This is a genomic window from Methanothrix sp., from assembly GCF_030055635.1.
GTDB lineage: Archaea > Halobacteriota > Methanosarcinia > Methanotrichales > Methanotrichaceae > Methanothrix_B.
On sequence record NZ_JASFYM010000009.1, the window covers coordinates 61,423 to 82,656 of the forward strand.

Annotated in this window: 19 protein-coding genes, 1 tRNA gene and 1 CRISPR repeat array; of the genes, 5 read left to right on the forward strand and 15 right to left on the reverse strand. The window is 54.2% G+C overall.

The window, feature by feature from the left end:
• Positions 1 to 13 precede the first annotated feature (13 nt).
• The 7 genes from QFX31_RS05180 to pyrB all read right to left on the reverse strand — a co-directional run bounded on the left by QFX31_RS05180 (position 14) and on the right by pyrB (position 6,231).
• Positions 14 to 496: an NAD(P)H-dependent oxidoreductase gene (locus tag QFX31_RS05180; protein WP_348531058.1), complete on the reverse strand. Its 483-nt coding sequence runs from the start codon at positions 494 to 496 to the stop codon at positions 14 to 16.
• 389 nt (positions 497 to 885) lie between these two features.
• A complete protein-coding gene (locus QFX31_RS05185; protein ID WP_348531059.1) occupies positions 886 to 2,244 on the reverse strand; it encodes a hypothetical protein in 1,359 nt (452 codons plus the stop codon).
• A 21-nt stretch (positions 2,245 to 2,265) separates the two neighbouring features.
• Positions 2,266 to 3,177, reverse strand: a complete 912-nt coding sequence (gene aglJ / locus QFX31_RS05190; protein WP_348531060.1) for an S-layer glycoprotein N-glycosyltransferase AglJ — start codon at positions 3,175 to 3,177, stop codon at positions 2,266 to 2,268.
• Positions 3,174 to 4,493 (reverse strand): phosphoglucomutase, encoded by a 1,320-nt coding sequence (locus QFX31_RS05195; RefSeq protein WP_348531061.1) that lies wholly within the window; start codon positions 4,491 to 4,493, stop codon positions 3,174 to 3,176. The genes aglJ and QFX31_RS05195 overlap by 4 nt, the downstream gene beginning before the upstream one ends.
• Before the next feature lie 220 nt (positions 4,494 to 4,713).
• Positions 4,714 to 4,789, reverse strand: a tRNA-Gln gene (locus QFX31_RS05200).
• A gap of 59 nt (positions 4,790 to 4,848) precedes the next feature.
• Complete coding sequence (gene pyrI, locus QFX31_RS05205) at positions 4,849 to 5,313, reverse strand: aspartate carbamoyltransferase regulatory subunit (protein ID WP_348531062.1); 465 nt, start codon at positions 5,311 to 5,313, stop codon at positions 4,849 to 4,851.
• A 3-nt stretch (positions 5,314 to 5,316) separates the two neighbouring features.
• Entirely contained in the window at positions 5,317 to 6,231 is a 915-nt protein-coding gene (gene pyrB, locus QFX31_RS05210; protein ID WP_348531063.1) for an aspartate carbamoyltransferase, read from the reverse strand.
• 379 nt (positions 6,232 to 6,610) lie between these two features.
• Here pyrB and QFX31_RS05215 point away from each other — a divergent pair, with 379 nt between their 5' ends.
• From QFX31_RS05215 to QFX31_RS05230, 4 genes are all read left to right on the forward strand, one after another.
• Positions 6,611 to 8,881 carry a CDC48 family AAA ATPase gene (locus QFX31_RS05215; protein WP_348531064.1) on the forward strand — a complete coding sequence of 757 codons (2,271 nt, stop codon included), beginning with the start codon at positions 6,611 to 6,613 and terminating at the stop codon, positions 8,879 to 8,881.
• 388 nt (positions 8,882 to 9,269) lie between these two features.
• Positions 9,270 to 10,001, forward strand: a complete 732-nt coding sequence (locus QFX31_RS05220; protein ID WP_348531065.1) for a proteasome assembly chaperone family protein — start codon at positions 9,270 to 9,272, stop codon at positions 9,999 to 10,001.
• A 5-nt stretch (positions 10,002 to 10,006) separates the two neighbouring features.
• The gene (locus tag QFX31_RS05225) at positions 10,007 to 10,396 is read left to right on the forward strand and encodes a DUF473 domain-containing protein (protein ID WP_348531066.1); all 390 of its coding nucleotides are present in this window, start codon (positions 10,007 to 10,009) and stop codon (positions 10,394 to 10,396) included.
• Positions 10,397 to 10,539: 143 nt separating this feature from the next.
• Positions 10,540 to 12,012: a dihydropteroate synthase-like protein gene (locus QFX31_RS05230; RefSeq protein WP_348531067.1), complete on the forward strand. Its 1,473-nt coding sequence runs from the start codon at positions 10,540 to 10,542 to the stop codon at positions 12,010 to 12,012.
• Between the two features lie 124 nt (positions 12,013 to 12,136).
• On the opposite strand, the gene QFX31_RS05235 is transcribed toward QFX31_RS05230, so the two are convergent.
• The 8 genes from QFX31_RS05235 to cas1 all read right to left on the reverse strand — a co-directional run bounded on the left by QFX31_RS05235 (position 12,137) and on the right by cas1 (position 19,220).
• Positions 12,137 to 13,453 carry a sodium:solute symporter family protein gene (locus QFX31_RS05235; protein ID WP_348531068.1) on the reverse strand — a complete coding sequence of 439 codons (1,317 nt, stop codon included), beginning with the start codon at positions 13,451 to 13,453 and terminating at the stop codon, positions 12,137 to 12,139.
• 234 nt (positions 13,454 to 13,687) lie between these two features.
• A complete protein-coding gene (yciH, locus tag QFX31_RS05240) occupies positions 13,688 to 13,996 on the reverse strand; it encodes a stress response translation initiation inhibitor YciH (protein WP_348531069.1) in 309 nt (102 codons plus the stop codon).
• A gap of 202 nt (positions 13,997 to 14,198) precedes the next feature.
• On the reverse strand, positions 14,199 to 14,870 hold the full coding sequence (locus tag QFX31_RS05245) for a hypothetical protein (protein ID WP_348531070.1): 672 nt from the start codon (positions 14,868 to 14,870) through the stop codon (positions 14,199 to 14,201).
• Positions 14,871 to 15,127: 257 nt separating this feature from the next.
• Positions 15,128 to 16,171, reverse strand: a complete 1,044-nt coding sequence (locus tag QFX31_RS05250; RefSeq protein ID WP_348531071.1) for a hypothetical protein — start codon at positions 16,169 to 16,171, stop codon at positions 15,128 to 15,130.
• Positions 16,172 to 16,383: 212 nt separating this feature from the next.
• Positions 16,384 to 17,340, reverse strand: a complete 957-nt coding sequence (gene cas4a, locus QFX31_RS05255) for a type I-A CRISPR-associated protein Cas4/Csa1 (RefSeq protein ID WP_348531072.1) — start codon at positions 17,338 to 17,340, stop codon at positions 16,384 to 16,386.
• Positions 17,331 to 17,906 (reverse strand): CRISPR-associated protein Cas4, encoded by a 576-nt coding sequence (cas4, locus tag QFX31_RS05260; RefSeq protein WP_348531073.1) that lies wholly within the window; start codon positions 17,904 to 17,906, stop codon positions 17,331 to 17,333. The genes cas4a and cas4 overlap by 10 nt, the downstream gene beginning before the upstream one ends.
• A gap of 19 nt (positions 17,907 to 17,925) precedes the next feature.
• A complete protein-coding gene (cas2, locus tag QFX31_RS05265) occupies positions 17,926 to 18,204 on the reverse strand; it encodes a CRISPR-associated endonuclease Cas2 (protein WP_348531074.1) in 279 nt (92 codons plus the stop codon).
• Positions 18,205 to 18,206: 2 nt separating this feature from the next.
• Positions 18,207 to 19,220, reverse strand: coding sequence for a CRISPR-associated endonuclease Cas1 (gene cas1 / locus QFX31_RS05270; protein ID WP_348531075.1), 1,014 nt, complete (start codon positions 19,218 to 19,220; stop codon positions 18,207 to 18,209).
• Between the two features lie 254 nt (positions 19,221 to 19,474).
• A CRISPR array of direct repeats spans positions 19,475 to 20,999; the repeat unit is 37 nt; unit sequence GTTGCAAGGCGAATCCCGAGGAAAAGGGAACTGAAAG.
• A gap of 120 nt (positions 21,000 to 21,119) precedes the next feature.
• Between cas1 and cmr1 the strand changes: the two genes are divergently transcribed.
• Positions 21,120 to 21,234 (forward strand): type III-B CRISPR module RAMP protein Cmr1 (gene cmr1, locus QFX31_RS05275; protein WP_348531079.1); only part of this gene is annotated, 115 nt, incomplete at its 3' end.

The following is a 21,234-nucleotide window of genomic DNA, read 5'->3' on the forward strand; positions in this document are numbered from 1 at the left end:
ACATTCTTCTCAATCACTTGCGGATCTTTTCAGCCAGCCTGGCGACCCTCTCGCCAAGCTTTCTGCATGTCCTCAGGGAGTCATCATCGGGAGAGCCGATGGCTATGGCTCCATAATGCCCTCCGGTCTCCATCGGATCCCCTGCAACAATCATCCCATGTATCATCATCGCCTGAAGGATGGAGAGAATCGTCGTCTGATTTCCTCCCTCGATGCTCGCAGAGGATGTGAAGGCAGCGCCGATCTTGTTCTCCAGCTTCCCCCTCACCTTCGCGCTTCTGTCGAAGAGCTGCTTTACCTCGGCAGCCATCAGACCGTAGTATGTGGGGGATCCGATAACTATTCCATCAGCCGACTTGAGATCATCGAGCTGAACATCCTCGACCCTCTTGAGATCGACATCCGCTCCAGCATTCCTCGCTCCCTCAGCCACAGCTCTGGCCATCTTTTCCGTGTTGCCCGTCCGGGAGTAGTACGCGACCAGTATCCTAGTCATGATATTCCTCCATTTTGATTGTGAGCATTCATCATACTTAACTTTCTCCCATCGTGCATGCATATAAACGTTTGAAAAAGAGGCGACACATTAACAAAATTAGAAATACATTATATTTTTTAATTAACATTGTGTAGTTCGCCAATCTGCAGAAGGAAATCGGATATGCTCCGCCCCAGAACAAATATAGTGAGCATTGTATGAAAATCGGGCGCGCAATGAAAGGGCAATGTGGACCGAGAGAGGACTGCGGAACTTGAGCTAACTGCGGCATCGCATCAGTGAGGATGTATCAAATCTGATTCAGCAATCTGCTGCGACATGTGAATCGTCCAGCTCTTATGGGCTCCAGCGTCCCTTGCGCACTCTCGGCGGCTGGCTCAGACAGTTTATCTGACAGCCTTGCTGTCAATCCACGACCAAATCCTCTCATCTCCAGGCTCCAGCCACATTCCCTCCTCGGGATTCAGAAGCGAGTAATGAACGCTCGAGTTGTACATCAACCCCCTGTAGTAATCTGCATCGCTCCTGATCGACCCGAGGCTCAAAAAGTTCTGCTCCTTTCCCACCACAGCAGACTCTATTGCGATGTGCCCCCTCTCTGTCCTGACCACAACCCACATGTGCTCGCCGAGCGGATGATCCCTAGCCCCCACCATCAGATAAGCATCATAGCCCATCCCTTTCAGAAAGGACCAGCAGACCTGAGATGCGTTGGAGCAATCGAACCTGCCCTCACTGTATCTGGGAATGTAGCTGTGCTCCCCAAGGATCCTCTCAAGATCGCTGCGGTCTGTGCTGTTGTCCATCTCCAGATGAACATACCTCGATGGCTCGCACCTCCTCACGATGTAATCAAGAGGTATACTGAGATTGATCGAGTTTGCCGCTGCAAGCTCCCCAGGGTCGCTGTACACAATTCCCCTGTACCATTCGTCCTCGAAGACCTGCACACCCACGGATCTCTCAGGATTCAGAGGATTGAGCGATATCGCCTGCCATTCGTCACCATCCTTCACAGCGATCCACACGCTGCCCTGCCTCTGCATGATCACAGGGGTGTAGCCAGCCTCCCTAAGGAGATGAAAGACAGCAGCAGGTCTAATGAACATATCCTGAGGAAAAGAAACATCGATGCCATCATACGATCGAAGCCCTCTCTCAGATACAGTGTGATTTGTGTGGATCAGAAACTGTCCTCCGGTAAGATGTGATGGGTCCGCATACCTCCAGCTCGAGAGGAGATCTGAGAGGAGCAGCGACCATGTGTCGTTGCGGCCCTTTCTCTCAGCAAGAGTTCTGGATCTGTTGATCTCAGAGATCGTCTGCAGAATGCTGAGCAGCGTCTCTGTGCTACCGGAGCATGACTCCATCGAGGCGATGTATGTGCGATCGGCCGCAGGAGAGTACCATACAGCGAAGGTCTTCCTTGCACCGTACCCTGCGAAGCTGTAGTTGATGTCAAGACATCTCGCATCGAGGGTTCTGATGCTGCAGCTGAATCTGCTGTGGGAACCAATCTCAAGACCGTTGCCGGTGTAGAGCTGGAGGATGGCATCCAGATAGCTCTCAGGCCCGACGCCGATATCCCTCAGCCAGAGGAGATTGAACGTCACGCATGGCGCCTCAGAGGTCAGCACCCCTGAGCCCTCGTTTCCTTGAACTGTCGCATTCCCGATAACGACGGAGAATCCGGGTGCCTGTAGCGCCAGGGAGGAGTCCATGAGGAGCACGATGAGGAGAAGCATCTTCAAATGCATTTGATGTCCCTACCGCCTCTTTCTGTAGAGCTCCCTCATCACCTCTCTGTGCATCGTCGCCATCATGTCTCCCTGTATGCCCATGAGGAAGAGCTGGAACCCGACTATGATCAGTATCGCGGTCAGGATCGTCAGAGGTATGTGCTCCACCCTCCCGTTGAGCCAGTCCCTCACCACGTACAGGCCGAGCAGAAATCCCACAGACCCGAAGATCGCTCCCATCAGCCCGAAGTAGAAGAGAGGGTTCTGCGTCTTGGCGAGCCTGTAGATCGTGAGCATGATCTTCGATCCATCGCGGAGCGGGCTGAGCTTGGTCCTGGTCCCCCCTGCTCTCGGCAGATACGTTATAGGCACCTCCACGATCCGGAGACCCTTCTTCAGGCTCTCTATCGTTATCTCCGACTCTATCTCGAAGCCTGTCATCGAAAGATCCAGGCTGGAGATGCCCGATCTGGTGAAAGCCCTGTATCCGGAGAGTATGTCCCTGAGCCTAACCCCGTAGATGATCCCGAAGAGCAGGTTGATCAGCCAGTTCCCCACAAGGTTCAGACGCTTCAGAGAACCGCCCCTCAGGTTGGAGAAGCGGTTTCCTATGACGTGATCCGCTCTGCCCCGAATAAGTGGATCAAGCAGCCTGTCGACCTCCGAGGGCAGATACGTTCCGTCGCCATCTATGAGCACGATGTACTCCTTGTCTATGTGCCCGAATGCCTCGAGGAGGGCCTGTCCCTTGCCAGATCCGCTCTGGACGATCACCCTCGCGCCGGCCTCCCTCGCCAGATCCGGGGTGCCATCCGTGCTGTGCCCGTCGATCACCAGGATGTCCTGGAAGCCCATGCTGCGGAATCCCTCTATGACTCCCCTGATGGACCCTGCCTCATTGAGCGTGGGAATCAGCACGCAAACATCGTCTCTCTTCAATTACCGCCCCTCATCGCGCTCAGGATCATGCTCTCATAGATACCTGCGATCTCCTTCACGTCATCCTTCACGCTCTCCACGTATATCCTGATCAGCGGCTCTGTGTTCGATGGTCTTATGAGAACGCTGTGACCCTCGCTCACCACCTTTATGCCATCCGTGGTGTCGGGCCTGAGATCCGCGAGTCTTTCCAGGAGGTTCTTCATCACAGCCCCAACATCAGCGTTCTCCTTAAGCCTGATGCTCTTCTGTATGTACGGGTAATCAGGTATCTCGTCTGCCATATCAGAGAGCCTCTCCTCTGATACGATCTCGGCGAGCGCAAGGCTCATTGCGAAGGGATCGTCGGAGTACTGAAACTCAGGAATGAAGAAGTGACCGCTTCTCTCGACACCGAGAACCGCTCCCGATTCTTTTACGCGGTTGGCGACAAAAACATCACCCACACGCTCTCTTTGCACCCGTATCCCGTCGCGCTCGAGCTCCTGCTCCAGTATCATGGAACAATCGAAGCCTGCGATGACCAGATCGCCAGGGCCGTAGCGCCTTCTGGCAATTATTATCGCTATCTTTTCAGGTGGCAGAACCCTTCCTTTATCATCGATCACCATCCCGCGGTCTGCATCCGGATCAAAGCCGACCCCGAAGTCCGCGCCTGTCCTGATAACCTTCTCCGCCGCTTCTCGCAGGGTTTCGGATGTCGGAGCGGGCCCTCTTCCCGGAAACATTCCGTCCATGGTCGCATTCAAAAGCTCCACATCGATTCCGGCTCTGGTGTACACAGGCGCTATGCCGCACGCTGATCCGTTTCCAGTATCGAGCACGACTTTGAGATCTCTGGTTATATCGACCTTATCTGCAGCATAATCCCCGTACTCCAGAATCGCCCTGCCAGCGTCCTCAAAAGTGACGCTTCCCCTTCCAGACCTGAACTCGCCTTTTGTGTAAATATCCACAATTCCAGCATCTCTGTAAAGCATGCCATAGCCATCACCGGTTCTGAAGCGTATGCCGTTGTACTCAGGTGGGTTGTGGGAGGCGGATACGTATGCTGCGGCTCTTCTGCCTCTCCTCATGGTGATGAATCCCAGAATCGGTATCGGTATCACGCCGTAACTGTGAACATCCACGCCTGCACCGAGGACGCCCTCCAGAAACGCCCTCTCCAGCGAGGGGCCGCTCGTCCTGGTGTCCCGGCCCAGGGATATCGCCCCGCCTGATAGGTAGGTGCCGAAAGCGGCACCGACGCGCATCGCGACGTCCTCTGTCAGCTCATCTCCGTAGATGCCCCTGACATCATATGCTCTGAAGATCACAGAACGCTGTGATCACCGAGATTAAAAATAGTTTTCGAGAGACGCATCAGGGAGAGACCTCCTGAGATCCAAAGCACATCCCTGTGATTCAGCGGATCGGTACCATGCAGAATGGGGCGAGGCGGATGTCGCTGGTCGTGGATCTCTCCCATCCGACGATTCGACCAAATGAGCCAGTTCCAAAATCGCAGAAGAGTACCCGACCTGTAAGTGATGTTAATGGTAGCCCGGCCAGGATTCGAACCTAGGTAAGGAGGTCCAGAGCCTCCCGTGATTGACCGCTACACCACCGGGCTGCATGTCTCTTCTCGTTGCAGAGGTCTCATATTAATCTATCGATCGAGCCGCAGAGGCATCAAAGCAGGTACTCCGCGATCCTCTCTGTCAGGGGCTGATCACAGTAGAAGCACCTCAGCACGACCGGGTTCTTCTCCTTGACCAGCATCTTCGGCTTTATCGGCTCGTTTGTATTCGATATGCAGCTCGGGTTCTGGCAGCGCACGACACCCACTATCACATCAGGGAGATCCACAGAGTATTTCTCCACGACAGCATAATCTCTGACTATGTTTATCGTCGCGCCCGGGGCTATGAGGGCTATCTTGTTGACCTCATCCTCCCGCAGCTCCCTGTCCTCGACCTTCACGATATCCTTCTTGCCCAGCTTTCTGCTGCCTACATTCATTATCACGCTGACCGTCGCATCCGTTGTTCCGGAGATGCCGAGGATCTTGAGGACATTCAGCGCCTGGCCTGCCTGTATGTGGTCTATGACGGTCCCCGATCTTATGGGACGAACCTTGAGCTCTCTCTCCGCCATCTTTCAATCCTCCAGGATCATCTTGAGCAGGGCCATTCTCACAGGCACGCCGTAAAATGACTGCCTGAAGTAAACTGCGTGCCTGGTCTCGTCTATCGAGGGGGATATCTCGTCAACTCTGGGAAGAGGATGCATTATCCTGAGCTCTGGCTTTGCTCCCTCCAGGTCCCTTGTGGTTATGCTGTAGCTCCTCGCCACCCTGTTGTACTCGACCGGATCCGGAAAGCGCTCCCTCTGGATTCTTGTGATGTAGAGCACATCGATCTCATCTATGATCTCCCTCAAATCGGAGACCTCTCTCACCCTCGTGCCCATCCTTGAGAGATCCCCGATTATCTGTTCGGGCATTCTCAGGGTCGGCGGTGAGACCAGGTATATGTCAGCTCCGTAGAGGGAGAGAGCGTATGCGAGGGAGTGAACAGTCCTGCCGTACTTCAGATCCCCGACAAGCGCGATTGAGAGATCCTCGAGATGGCTCTCCTTTTTTATTGTGTATAAATCGAGAAGCGTCTGTGTTGGATGGTGGCCTGCGCCATCGCCGGCATTCAGAACAGGAACCGGCGAGAACTCGGCGGCGAGCCGTGCCGATCCCTCCTTCGGATGTCTTATGACTATAGCATCCGCATATCCACCGACGACCCTGATAGTATCTGCGAGCGATTCGCCCTTGGCTATGGAGCTCGCCTCGGCCGAGCCCAGATTTATGGTATTGCCGCCGAGCCGCTTCATCGCCGTCTCGAATGACATTCTGGTGCGTGTGGACGGCTCAAAGAACATCAGCGCGAGGATCTTCCCCTCGAGAATATCGGATCCCTTCCCGCGCGCGTAGGGCTCGAGCGACTCCGCTGTCTCCAGGATCTCGTCGATCTCCTCCCTGGAGAAGTCCTTCATGGAGAGCACATGCCTCCTCTTGAGCATGCTCGCATCTTCTCCTGGGAGGGATATAATGCTTCTCTCAGCCGGCGGAGATTCAGCATCGAATGAATCTGTACGAACTTGCTCATCCACCATCAGATGATGCCCCCCAAAGGATATCGGGCTGCGAGCTCGAATAACTGATGTTTTGTGAATCAGCAGCCACTGGCTGAGACCACATGAATCCAGGGTCACATGTGTCTGAACTCGATGCGAATACATAACCAATATTCATGGAACGCAATCTTAGATAGCAGCTGGCCTTCTGGGGCCGGGAGGCAAACTTTTAAGAATCAAGCTACCATATCTCCGTGGGGGATTGGAGCTCGGCGGGGTCGGAAAATCGGGAACGCGTACCACATTAAGGAGATGGTTTCGGAATATGAGCGAATCTGTGCGGCTGAAGGTTGCAGAGGCAGATCAGAGAGATGTGGGAAAGGGCATAGCCAGGGTCAGCGATGATTACATGAAGAGGATGGGCGTGCGCCCGCTTGATGTCATCGAGATCACAGGTGACAGGAGAACCGCTGCGCTGGTGGTGAGCGCTTACAGCGCAGACCAGGGGCTGGACATCATACGCATGGACGGCCTGATCAGATCGAACGCCGGATCGAGCATAGGTCAGTATGTTGAGGTGAAGAAGGCGGAGTGGTCGGAGGCAAAGCACGTGACACTCGCCCCTGTGACCAAGGGCATGCAGATCTTCGCTCCGAGCGAGGTGCTGACAAAGGTCTTCCAGGGCAGGCCGGTGTGTAAAGGCGACATAATCTCGACCACGAGTGTCCGAAGGCCGCCATCAGATACATTCGGCAGAGAGACGATGTTCGAGGAGATATTCCGGGGTTTCCTGGGAGCGCAGGCGTTCGGCCTGGGAGAGATCAAGCTCAGGGTCGTCTCCACGAATCCCTCAGGGCTCGTCAAGATAACTGATGCTACAGAGATCGAGCTTCTCCCGCAGGCTGTTGAGGTCTCAGAGCGCCCGGTGCCATCTGTCTGCTACGAGGATGTCGGGGGGCTGAAGAATGCCATAACCAAGGTCCGGGAGATGATCGAGCTCCCGCTGAAGCATCCGGAGCTCTTCGACAGGCTGGGCATAGATCCGCCGAAGGGGATACTACTCTACGGGCCTCCCGGCACGGGAAAGACCATGCTGGCGAAGGCGGTTGCAAACGAGAGCGATGCTTACTTCATATCTGTCAACGGGCCGGAGATAATGTCCAAGTACTACGGCGAGTCTGAGAAGGCGCTGAGAGACATATTCGAGGAGGCTGAGAAGAACGCTCCGGCGATAATATTCCTGGACGAGCTCGACTCGATAGCGCCGAAGCGCGGGGAGGTCACAGGAGAGGTGGAGAGGCGTGTGGTGGCACAGCTCCTCTCGCTCATGGACGGCCTGAAGGAGAGGAAGAACGTTCTCGTCATAGGCTCCACAAACAGACCCGAGGCTCTGGATATCGCCCTCAGAAGGCCCGGAAGGTTCGACAGGGAGATAGAGCTCGGGGTACCGGATTTTGAGGGCAGAAAGGAGATATTCCAGATACACACAAGGGGAATGCCTCTAGCAGATGATGTCAACATAGAGGAGTTCGCGGAGCTGACCTACGGATTCGTGGGCGCGGATATAGCTGCCGTGTGCAGAGAGGCGGCCATGAACGCCCTCCGCAGGATACTGCCGGAGATTGATCTGGATGAGCCGACGATACCCAAGGAGATCCTAGACAGGCTCGTCGTCCAGAGGATCGACTTCGAGGCAGCTCTCAGGGAGATACAGCCCTCCGCGCTGAGAGAGATCATGGTCGAGGTCCCGAAGGTCACCTGGGATGATATAGGCGGTCTGGAGGATGTGAAGCAGCTCCTCATAGAGGCTGTTGAGTGGCCGCTGCGCTACGCGAGCAACTTCAAGCGGCTGGGCATCAATGCGCCAAAGGGAATACTCCTGTACGGGCCGCCAGGCACCGGAAAGACTATGCTCGCGAAGGCGGTTGCAAACGAGAGCGATGCCAACTTCATAACAGCGAAGGGGAGCGCACTGCTCTCGAAATGGTACGGCGAGAGCGAGAAGCGGGTCGCGGAGATTTTCAGAAAGGCCAGACAGGTCGCTCCAGCCGTGATATTTCTGGATGAGCTCGACGCGCTCGTTCCGGTTCGCGGCGGTGCGGTTGGCGAGCCCCATGTCACTGAGAGGATCGTTAACCAGCTGCTCTCAGAGATGGACGGCCTGGAGGAGCTGCATGGTGTTGTGGTCATCGGGGCAACGAACCGCCCGGACATCGTGGATCCTGCACTGCTCCGGCCAGGACGCTTCGACGAGCTGATACTCGTGCCCGTGCCCGACAAACCCTCCAGAAGGAAGATCTTCGAGGTCCATACGAAGAACATGCCCCTGGCCCCAGATGTCGATATAGATGCGCTTGTTGAGATGACAGAGCATTACACCGGAGCTGATATAGCGGCGATATGCAGAAAGGCAGGCCGCCTGGCGCTCAGAGAGAGCATGAGCTCGGAGCACGTCCAGCAGAGGCACTTCATCGCCGCAATTCGCGAGATCGGCCCATCTGTGACCCCGGACACCATGAAGTACTACCTGCGGCTCGCTGAGTCGCTGAGGAAGAAGGCATCCAGAGAGATAGAGCGCGGAGATATGTATGTGTGATCATCTCAGGTGTCGATGCGAATTATCCATGTGAATAAATTGTTAATATGTCATCTTTTTTATTACATAAAACTTAAATAGTATTACTAATATCCGTGTTATTGGGCGGCCGGTCTTACCAGCCGCGGGCTGAAGCTGTCCCTCCATCTTCTTTCTCAGCCCGCACCTCCTTGCTGAAATGCCTTCGCCATGAGGTCGACCGCCGGAGAGGCGAGCTCCACAAACAGCAGCATCCGACCCGCCTCTTTCTGCATGGTTACCGGTCAGTCTGATCACAGAGAGGTGCCATGCCTGATTTCCTGCTGCGAATGTCAGAGACCAGCTGCGGTTGCAGATGCTCCGGCCCCATCAGAAGATTTTATCTCATATCAGATCAACAAATACGCACATGTACCACGATCCTGTGCAGGTTATCTTGGAGAGGGAGCCACGCTGCAGGAACCCGCTTCTGATAGAGGGATTTCCGGGGATCGGACTGGTCGGAAACATCGCGAGCCAGTACATGATCCACGAGCTCAAAATGAGCTATCTAGGAGCCATGACCTCAAGATACTTCCCGCCTCTTGCGGTGCTTCTCGGAGGCGTAGTAAACATGCCTGTCCGGATTTACGAGCGGGATGATCTGGATCTGATACTGCTCACGTCGGACATACCGATACATCCCCTCGCCTCATATGATATGAGCAGGGAGATCGTGAGATGGGCGGCCTCCATAAAGACAAGGGAGATCGTGTGCCTCGCCGGGATAACGCTGATGACGGATCAGAGGCGCGTCTTCGGCGCGGTGTCTCATGCCGAGCTGCTCGAGAAGCTGAGAGGAGTGACAGAGATATTCGAGCTCGGGACGATAGCAGGCATCTCAGGGTCCATAATGAACGAGTGCAGGCTGAAGGGGATACCCGCGGTCTGCCTGCTCGGGGAGACGATGAGCGACGAGCCAGACCCTAGATCCGCGGCGGCGACCATAGATGCTCTCAACAAGATATACGGGCTTAACGTCAGCACTGCAAAGCTTCTCGAAAGAGCCGCGGAGATAGAGATGCAGATGCAGCAGCTCGCAGCACAGGTTAAGACCAGCGCAGAAGAGGCCACGGCAAAGGAGTTCCCGATGTACGGGTGATGCTGATGATCTGTGTAGCGCTAACCGGAATCTCCAGGAACGTGATAAAGGACCTGGTTAATAATCGCGTGCGAACAGTAGAGATAAGATCTCCGCTGAACTTCTTCTCCCTGAGAGGCGTCAACCCGGGAGACAGGATCTTCGTGACAGAGGCCAGCCTTAAGGATATCGTAAACGGAACGCCCGGGGTGATTGCAAGGGTCAACGAGATACAGATTATGACACACAGGATGATCCAGTCGAACGACTTCTTCTACGAGGAGACCGAGTCGCAGGCCGCGAGAGCCCAGCTCCAGTTCCTCGGCATAGGCAGGGTCAGGAGGATAAACACCATAGAGCCCTACGAGCCGTTCGTCATAGAGGTCGACGAGATGCCGAGATACATAGCGAGATGACGCTAGTCCATTGAGCAGAAAGGCGCCGTTGTCAGGAGATCTGGTAGCATCGAGAAAAATCGAGATGCCTCGAGGGCAATTTGCCTGTATCGGCGCAGAGCTCCTCCAGAACATCAGCTCTGGCCTGAGGACCGGAGCTTCAGATGCACCTGAGAGGTCGCTTCATGAGGGTGCTTCTTCTTACGGGCAGGCTGGCAGAGCATGATGTGAGGAGCGCGGCAGATTCCGCCAGGGTTCCTGCTGATGTCCTCGTCCTGGATCTGGATATAGCTGCGTTCATAACCCCGGAGCATGTAAGGAGAGCTGCCCCCAGTGGCTACGATCTCATCATGATCCCCGGGCTCATAACATCGGATTTCAGCGATGTGGAGCGGGAGCTCGGCACGAAGATCAGGCTCGGTCCTAAGAACGCTGCAGATATAACCTATGTTCTGGATCACCTGGAAGAGATCGAGCTCTCGAGCAGAACGCCAGCGTGTGTGCTCATAGCTGAACGGCTCGCCCGAAATGAGGAGGAGATTCTCAGGAGGGTCGAGCAGAGCGCGCGCCCGCCCATCGTTCTTCGCGGCGTCGGGGTGGGCGGCGGGAGCAGGATGAAGGTCCTCGCAGAGATCGTGGATGCTACCCGACTTGATGATGGATCTCTGGAGGACAGGATCAGATACTATGGGTCCCAGGGCGCCGACATGATCGATCTCGGACTGCCCCTCGATGCCACTCCAGATGATGTCAGGAGGGTGGTTAGAATCGCGAGGGGGGTTTCTGAGATGCCGGTGAGCATAGACACGCTCCGGCCGGATCTGATACTGGCAGGGGTTGATGCTGGAGCTGATCTGGTTCTGAGCATTGATGGAAGAAACATGCACGCTGTGGCCGATGCACTTCTGGATGGAGATGTGCCGGCTGTCGTGATACCCGGACCGGAGACCACGCTGGAGAGAAACATCAGCGATGCGCTCGAGCTCGGGCTCTCTGTGATCGCAGATCCTGTGCTCTCACCCCCGCTCGGAGGCCTCGCAGATTCGATAGCGAAGTACATCGATTTCAGAAGGACCCACCCGGACATACCCCTCTTCCTCGGTGTGGGGAATGTGACAGAGCTCATAGATGCTGACAGCCATGGAGTCAATGCGATACTCGCCGCCATCGGAGAGGAGATCGGCGCATCCATTCTCTTCACCCCTGAGTACAGCCGGAAGGCGCTGGGGAGCGTCAGGGAGCTCAGAAGGGCTGCGGAGATGATGGCGCTTGCTCGCGAGAGACGGAGCCCTCCGAAGGATCTTGGGAGAGATCTCCTCATCCTTAAGGAGAAGCGGCCTCGGCCAGGGGTTGTGCCTCCAGCCCATCTGGAGGTGAGGCAGGCGGAGCAGAGCAGGGGATTCGTCGCAGATCCAGCTGGGTCCTTCAGGATAGGGCTGTGCGGGGATGAGATAGCGGCTGTGCATGACCGCATGGTGATAAAGGGCAGGACTGCCAGGGAGATACTGGACACGGCGATAGATCTCAACCTGGTGAGCAGACTGGATCATGCTGCATACCTCGGCAGGGAGCTCGAGAAGGCCGAGATCGCGCTGAGGCTTGGAAAAAGCTACACGCAGGATGAGGAGTTGTTTTAGACCGGATCGATCTGCCCGGGTTTTGCCTCTGAAACAGTCGATTTGCGAGTTTGTTTATGGAAAATGTGGATAGGAAAATCTACCTAAGCAAACGAAAAACAGATCAGATCCAGTAGTATGAAAATTATCCATGTGCTCCCGGTCTTCTCTCCACAGCGCTGACGATCGCCATTGCGAGAGCAGATGCGCCTATTCCGGCCAGGGGGTAAGCTCCTCCGAGCGCCAGTGATGTGATCCCACCACACAGCATGCCCGCAGTTGCAGAGCCTGGGGTCAGCCCGAGCCTCTCCCTGTGGAAGCCTGCAAGCACCGGAACCAGAAAGCCGCCTGAGAATACTGTGTAGGCGAGCATCAGCATTGAGATGATCCCGGGCCTGCTCATCGCCAGCAAGAGTGAGCATGTGCCTATGAGTATCACCGCCACACTTCGTGCTCTTATGCCGGAGCCCATGCCGAGGTCGAGGGTGAGTACGGAGGTTGCGGTCAGGAGAGATGTGTCTGCGGATGACATAACAGCCGCCAGGAACGCGGCCGCGACCATCCCAGCGGCCCATGGAGGAATGACATCGGTCATGAGCAGTGGCAGAGCATCCTCCGGTCTGATCCCGGGAAGCATATGCCGCGCGAATACCCCGATCGATGCTATGGCGAATGCAACCGGTACAATGATCATCGCTGAGAGCATCGCGGAGACCCTGGCGGACTCAGGGCTCCTGGCAGAAAGAATTCTTGAGTATATGTCTGGCCCGATCAGGTACATCGATCCGACCACCACAACCATCGAGACTACATCCTGCGGGCTCATCATTTCAGATGTCGGAAACTCCAGGCCGTTCAGAGCTTCGGGCGCAGATCTCAGGCAGATCAGGATGAGGAGGATCAATCCTGCGAGTATCACGCAGAGCTGCATCTGATCTGTCCTCACCACCGCGCGCTGTCCACCGTGCGCGGTGTACGCCACCAGCACGATCGCGGTGGCCGACATCCATGCCCAGTCGTGTCCGAAGAGCGCGCCCAGTATCCTTCCGGCAGCGACGATCTGGGCAGCAATCACCCCCAGCCATGCGATCAGGATCAGGGCGGAAGCTGTTTTTCTGGAGGACGAGCCATAAAAATTTCCTATCAGGTCGGGCAGCGTGCGCGCTCCGGTACCCCTCACCGTATTGGCAATCCTTGAGAGAACAAGAAGCCCGAGGGTGCCGGAGAGCAGCCACCATGCCCCGGGGAGGCCCATGGAGTACCCCAGGCCGACAAGGCCGATCGTGGATGATGCTCCCAGAATGGTGGCAACGAGCGATCCTGTGAGGTGAAGTGTGCTCAGATCCCTGCCCGCCAGAAAGAAGTCGTTCCAGGATCGACCGCTTCTGACAATGTACCCCAGTGACGCAGCAGCCAGGAGATACAGAACCAGAGGGATCAGAACCATGTAGCTCTCGCGCATGCATGGGGGTGTATTGTAAACGTTTATCTCAGTTTCGGTTTACAATAAACGGACGAACCAAAACAGGATATGTCATCGAGAGATCAAATCCGCTGGGTGGAGCGGGAGGCAATCCCAGATCATGAGGATGCTGACGCGTTCTCAGTACGTAACTAAAAAGAGATGCCGTGCATCAGACCGCAAAGATCTGCATGCAAAGCTAGGCATCTATGATAAACTTCGCCGAATACGCTCTCAGAGGCTTATCTGACTTGCGCTGAACCCTTTTTTAATTAGCAGGTCTTTGATCCTGCCGATGTGATTGCCCTGGAGCTCGATGACGCCGTCCTTCACAGTCCCACCACATGCAAGCTTCGATTTGAGATAGGTGCAGAGATCCTGCAGATCGATCTCATGTGGATCTATGCCCTGGATGGCTGTGACCTCCTTGCCGTATCTTCTTTTGTGGATTTTGACGACGATCCTCTGCTGCTCCTTGGCCACCTCTTCACATATGCAGAGCTCCTTGGGAAGACCGCAGACCGTGCACATCTCTGAGCTCATCTTTTTGCAGGTACCTCCATAAAATCCAATGTATATCCGTAGGATTTGCTATTAAAATCTGGTGGTGTTCCAGAGGGAGATGTTCGGAAGAGGAGCGGGAGCCAGAAATCCGGATTTACTGCCTTTGCGTGTCGGAGACGCTTGATCCATGTTCTGACACGTCAATAGAAAAGCAAATATAGTTTAAATAAAAATTAAGAGATCATGTTTTATTCAGCATCCCGATCACAGACATTTCGCCTCGCGTCATAGTAGCGACGGAGGGCGTGGCTGGATAGATTATCTCCATTTCGTTGTTTGTCTCATTTGCCTCGATCACGCCCCACTCGTAACCGAAAGCATCTGGATCCAGATTGTAGTCCACCATGGCCTTAATTCTCCAGCGCGTTCCGGGCTGTGGAGGTGCATTGATTGGATTGGGCCCGAGCAGCAACAGCCCCGTGTAGCTTTTTTCTGCACTGACTCTTGTGCCGCTCTGCATGCCATGAACCAAGATTCCACCACGCTCTGGCATGGTCTCGGTTCCTGGCCCTGCGAAATCAAAGCCGTATACGTTTCCATCCAGAGCCCACCCCTCAGCTCCCACGTTGAAATCCTGGCTGGTGGCGGCGCCAAGGTTGGCAATGGTTATCTCCAGCGGTATCAGCACTATTTTACCACCATAGAATATCACCGGATCGCTTGTTACCCTTACAGACTTCACCACAAGATCCGGTTTCTGTGCCTGAAATATAACAGAGTCAGACGGCTTTATTACCTCTTTTGCCTGCGTTGTCTTAACATCTGCCCCAAAAGCAGTTGTTAATACAAGAAGCATGCAGAGGCAAATCGACAAAAGCAGCTTTTTATGCATTTTCCCACGCTCTACACCCATAATCATGCAAATTTTTGCATGATTTGGTATATACTCTCAGTCGATAATATATATTATTAACAGTCAATATCGAACTTTACTCAGAGGATTCCTAAAACCCACCCGACCTGCCATTTTGACATAAAATTTCTTTAATAAAAGTATTCAGTAACATGCAAAGACCTTGAAAAGAATGTATATAGGAATTCACTGGCATCAGTACAAAATACGCTGTATACAACTGCGGAGGAAGCAAGACCGGTAACACTGAACCTGATCTACCTTTTTCTATCACATCTCCTGAGGATCTGTCTGATCGAGAATATCGCAATCAGTCCGGTCAGAACTGATGCGGACGGGCTGCTCTTGCTTGGAGTGCTCTCATTCGATACTCTCCGGACGACGGGCTCTGCCTCTATCACGCTCTCCCGAAGATCCACCACGGCTCCGCTGCTGTTCAGGAGCATCACCTTGAGATGGTAGATGCCCGGATCGAGCGTTCTGTTCCACGAGATCTCCACGGTCTCATCATCGCCCTCAAGCAGCACCGGTGTTCTCTTCTCGACAACCTCCACCTCTGTACCGTTGTACAGAACAAACCTGAGGCTTCCACGGAATGGCACTCTCGATGTGCCGAGAACCGTCGCGGATGCGCCCATCTCATCCTCGTATGTCTCGGTGATCCTGGCGTTCTCCAGAGCGACGAACCTGTTCATGAATGCGCGCGTCTGGCCTGTGGTGAGCTCGACCATCTTCGCCCTGCCTGTGTACGTCTCTCCAGCATTCAGCAGCACAGGCCACTTCCACTCCACGAGCGTGGGCACGCCTCTCCCGCCGGCGATCTTCACGGATCTGTCCCGGTAGACGTAAACAGCTTTGTTTCCTGATATGAGCATGTAATAGATATCGACAATCGCAGGATCCGCTGCGTATATGACCATATGTATGCCGGAGGAGTCTGCCAGGAAGTCCCTGACGTCGAATCTGACAGGGACCTCCCCTCCGTGGTAGAAGCTGTAGCATCTCCTCCCCAGGACGGTTCCATTTCTTGTCACACTGGCACATGCCGCATATGCCCCCTCATCCGGATCGCTCAGGTTCCAGCTTATCATCAGAGTGCCGGGAGCATCCAGTGGAAGCACACGGCTGCTCAGGATAACACCGGAGCGCATGAGATCTGCCTGCAGATAGCATCCAGAGGTATCTCCTGATACGGTCACATCACATGAATCGATACTGGAGAAGATATCATCAACCTGCTGCGATATTGCAGGCCCCTGGATGAAGAGCAGAACTGAGAGGAGCGCGAGCAAAGATCTCATATCGCAGATCTCCAGGGAGCACCTCTGTTTTATAGCTGTCGCATCGAGCATCCAACTGATAAAAGATACGCCCTGCTGCTCACAGGAGATCGATTCCAACCCAGATCATCGATAACTTACGGGCATGATCCATCAATATGGCTTAAAATGATTCCACTAACGATCCAAAAAATGCTGTGCAATAAGCTTCTCTGCTGTTCTCTGTGTTAATACTACTGGCAGTGATCTCTGTACCTGCATACCCCCATTTCAGAGCATTTTCCAGGATCCCTCTCGTAGAATATCATGTCCTGGATACAGTCCCTTTCCTCAACAAACCACTGCCTGAGCTCGTCGCTCAGGATGAAGAAGTCCCTCTCGATGTGAGGCGTGGGGTGGCCCTTTGGAAAGCTGAGGTAAATGGTGCAGCCTATGTTTATCGGAACCTCGTAGAGGCTCTCATATACCAGCGCGTATCCGGTCGCGGAGAGCCTGTGGAAGTCCCTCCTCTGGCCGGTCTTCAGGTCGCAGACCATCATCCCTCCCATGTTTATAGCATCCGCGCTCAGATTGCTGCTCAGACCGAGATATCTGCCATCCAGCTTGTGTTCCACAACAAATGGAAGAGCATGGTTTACCAGCGAGTCCTCGCTTATATAGCGGTACTTTCCGAGGTAGGTGTATATCGCAGAGACTATTCTCGAGACCTCGAAGGACCAGAGCTTTCTCAGGTTCTCGATAATCTCCCCGAGAGCATCTGTTACGCCAGAAGATAACATCTGCTTCTCCGCTTCTTCGATCGCCTTTGGCAATCGTTCCATCAGAACCTGAGCGAGAGATGTGCAGACTCCCAGACCCTGTGAGTAGATCAACCTCTTTGCAGCAGGGAAAAGCTCGGCAATGGCCTTGTGGTATATCCGCCCAGCGACCATCTCCTCACTTGGAGGAACATCAACCCTCATCACATGTCTCAGGAAGGCGTCCCTCCTGGTCTCGCAGTACTTATCCGCAACCTCCCAGACCGGCAGGATGATATCGTGGGGTGGTGAGAGCTCTGACCTGTACCAGCTCCAGCCCCTCAGCTCCTCTGCTACACCTCTATCCCGGGCCGCAGGTATGAGCTTTTTCAGAAGATACTTCCGCTCTTCGTCAGAGAAAGAAATACATCTGATTCCCACCTCTACACGCATTCGCAGTAGCGCCTGTACTCGCAGTCTGTGCATCTGGATGGATTTCTGGTGCATGTTGGTTCTGTTTCGCTCTCAACAATACTCCTGATCTCCGCGATCATTTTCATGGTCCTGCGCCGCAGCTCATCTGTGATATCTATCCGGACGTTCAGCCGCTCCCTGCTGTAGTGGATAAATCCCCGGCGCACAGTGGCCAGGAAGCAGTCCTCGACGAGAAGCGCGTATGCGGCCAGCTGATACTTATGGTTCAGATATGCTGCGCCTTTATTCGAGTATCCGAATTTGTAGTCCACGGGTATGAACTCCCTATCGGTCTTCACAAGATAGTCGAGAACGCCACGCAGACCGAGCGACTGGCTCACCAGCTCCACCCTGAAGAGCTTCTCTGCACTGTCCAGCTCCTGGTCGTAGAATACCGCACCCTTCCTCCGTTTCTCTCTGGCTGTGATTGATTCGTGTGCCTCCCTGCCCGAATCCAGCTTTTGATCTGGCGGCTTCGGCACGTGAAGAACGTGATCGAAGTATATTATCTTCGGGCAGTAAAGGTACTGCTTTACATCGCTCACGGTTATCATATGCTGCCATCTAAATAATTCTCACATTCTCCTCCTCGATCTCGTACAGCTCTCCGATGCTCTCCCTCATGCCGAAGCACCTGGAGCACATCGGATACAGCTGTATATTTCCCTCCTCGCCCCTCATCAGCCTCTCGAGGCGGAGTCGCAGCTTATCTCTGGTGTTGTGGTTGAGAAAGCCGTAGAAAGCGCTCTTCTGTATCCGCATGCAGCCGTACTCCATCAGAACCCTGGCAACTCTTGATCTTAGAAGATCATCGCTGATATCGTAAATTATGATCGTGTCCATGATCACCATCTCGGTGTGAATGGTTCGTAGCGCGGTCGCTCCCCTCTCAGGAATGTGGCCACGGAGGACGCCTGTGAGCGTATGATGTTCCTGAGAAGCTGGCCCCTCTCCTGGTACTGTATCCGCTCATCCAGCCGGTTGTAGAATGCGGATGATGCGATCCTCATGCCCTCCTTTGTCATCCTGCAATCCTCCTGGAAATGATCACGAGACATTGTACGGGCGAGGGAGACGACGACGCGATCCACGACCAGCGGCCTGAACTCCTCCATCATATCGTAGACGAGCTTTTCCTGTCCCGAGCGATCCGCGTGCAGGAATCCTGCATACGGATCGAGGCCCGCATAGAGCGCCGCTGCCCACACCTCCTGCTCCAGTACATAGTAGCCGAAGTTCAGGAGAGAGTTTACAGGGTCTCCGGCTGCTGGATACCTCCTGCCCGGGAAGCCCCAGGCGTCGGGGATGAGCTTGGACCAGGTGCGCCAGTAGATCTCGCTGGCGTTGCCCTCCATCCCCATTATCAGGTCACGTGCATCATCGAGCCTGCCCCTAACAGAATCCAGCTGTGGTATGATCGCCTCGATCTGGCTTGAGCTGTCTCGGAACTCCTGCCAAAGATCCATCCTCTCGTTCTTCCACTTCTTCGCAAAGCTTTTCAGAAGAGATGCCTGGTTCTTCAGCTTTCCGCGTATGAATGCCTTGGCGAGCTCAAGACCTCGTTCGTTTTCGTATGCACGGTACTGCTCCCGTCTTGTCCTGACCGTGCCGCCCATGGTCGCGGGTATGAGACGAGCAAGGGGTTTTCCGTAGTAGCTGGCGAAGACGATCTCCACTCCAAGCTCATTGGCCATCTCTATGGCGTCTGATGAAACTGATATCCCTGATCCGAGCACAAGGATCTGATCGACCTTACGTGCAGGTATGAGGATATCAGGCTCGTCCCTGCGGAGCACCCGGAACTGCTCGCCGGTCTTCCCCAGAAACGTGCCACGATCTGAGAGGATTATGCGGGGCATCAATGATAAATTGGTGGTGCTATTATAATTAATTTTCGTTTAATTGAGGGGGTCTCCTCAAGCGGGTAAAAGCAAAGAGCTTGAGCGGATCGCAATGCTCCAAAACCGGTTCATCTAAAAAGATAGCACTACTCACAAGGCTGCCTTCGCCAGAGTTTATATACCCACTTACATCCGAGCACCTGGCGAAAACCCGCCTCAATTCAGACCTGTCTGGCAAAAGATTTATGTAAAATATACGCCTCAGATAGGCTGTTGCAAGGCGAATCCCGAGGAAAAGGGAACTGAAAGTGAGAAGGGGCGCGACGCCGCGGGTTTCCAGGCTACGGTTGCAAGGCGAATCCCGAGGAAAAGGGAACTGAAAGCTGTACCAGGCGATGATCTCCAGCGGGCTGAAGCAGGTAAGTTGCAAGGCGAATCCCGAGGAAAAGGGAACTGAAAGGAACACTCTTTGCCAGTGCAGCCTGCAGAAACACCAGAGTTGCAAGGCGAATCCCGAGGAAAAGGGAACTGAAAGAATCTTCTGCTGCTGTTTTGCTGCCTCGACCGTGTGTTGCAAGGCGAATCCCGAGGAAAAGGGAACTGAAAGGAAAGATCCGATTTCGGGCTCCAGCCCGATGACACAATTCGAGTTGCAAGGCGAATCCCGAGGAAAAGGGAACTGAAAGATTGACAGACCGTTCAGCTTCGGGACGATGTATGCTGTTGCAAGGCGAATCCCGAGGAAAAGGGAACTGAAAGAAACACATCATTTTCACAAATATTACAATGATAGTAATGTTGCAAGGCGAATCCCGAGGAAAAGGGAACTGAAAGCAATTATATTGAGGCAGTTATCGCATATTATATATGTGTTGCAAGGCGAATCCCGAGGAAAAGGGAACTGAAAGCATATGCAGTGAAATTATTAACACAGATGACGCATTTGGTTGCAAGGCGAATCCCGAGGAAAAGGGAACTGAAAGTCCTATCTATCATACAGTGGTATAGGTACTTACATGGCTGTTGCAAGGCGAATCCCGAGGAAAAGGGAACTGAAAGGCTCATACCCTGGGGGCGTCCACATAAGTGGACACCCGTTGCAAGGCGAATCCCGAGGAAAAGGGAACTGAAAGCCAATTTCTGCTCCTAGTTTCAACGAAGTTTCAGCGTGTTGCAAGGCGAATCCCGAGGAAAAGGGAACTGAAAGGAGATCAGAGCCAGGCTGGAGACGCTCAGGAAGCAGAGTTGCAAGGCGAATCCCGAGGAAAAGGGAACTGAAAGGAATTGCTTGATATGCTCGCATACACATATAGTGTTGTGAGGTTGCAAGGCGAATCCCGAGGAAAAGGGAACTGAAAGTCGTTTTCGACCACTACCTCCTTGTGATCTGCGCGAGTTGCAAGGCGAATCCCGAGGAAAAGGGAACTGAAAGTCCTCCAGGACATACGGAGGGATTGCAGCATCCGAGTTGCAAGGCGAATCCCGAGGAAAAGGGAACTGAAAGTCCTCCAGGACATACGGAGGGATTGCAGCATCCGAGTTGCAAGGCGAATCCCGAGGAAAAGGGAACTGAAAGGAAAAGTTTGCACGTAGGTGGTTCTATGATCTCGATCGTTGCAAGGCGAATCCCGAGGAAAAGGGAACTGAAAGACCCGCTGTCTCCCTTTCTGCGGTTGGTGGTTTGATGTTGCAAGGCGAATCCCGAGGAAAAGGGAACTGAAAGGCGGGAACAGACTTGTACGAGAAGCTGGCGTACACACGTTGCAAGGCGAATCCCGAGGAAAAGGGAACTGCAGAGGATCTGTTCTCGAAAGGTATATACAGTTGTATGAGGGAGAACGTTGCAAAAAGATTCCAATGAGGAGGGAGGCTGGCAGGCCTGCAGTGTGACCCGGATGTAAGGGAGGAGCAGCTTGCATGCATCTTGAGATCCGACTTAAAACACTGACGCCACTCTGGACCGGCGGCGTGGACCAGACCTGCGATCGCCTGCACGAGACTGGGCTGATCGGCTCGCTGCGCTGGTGGTACG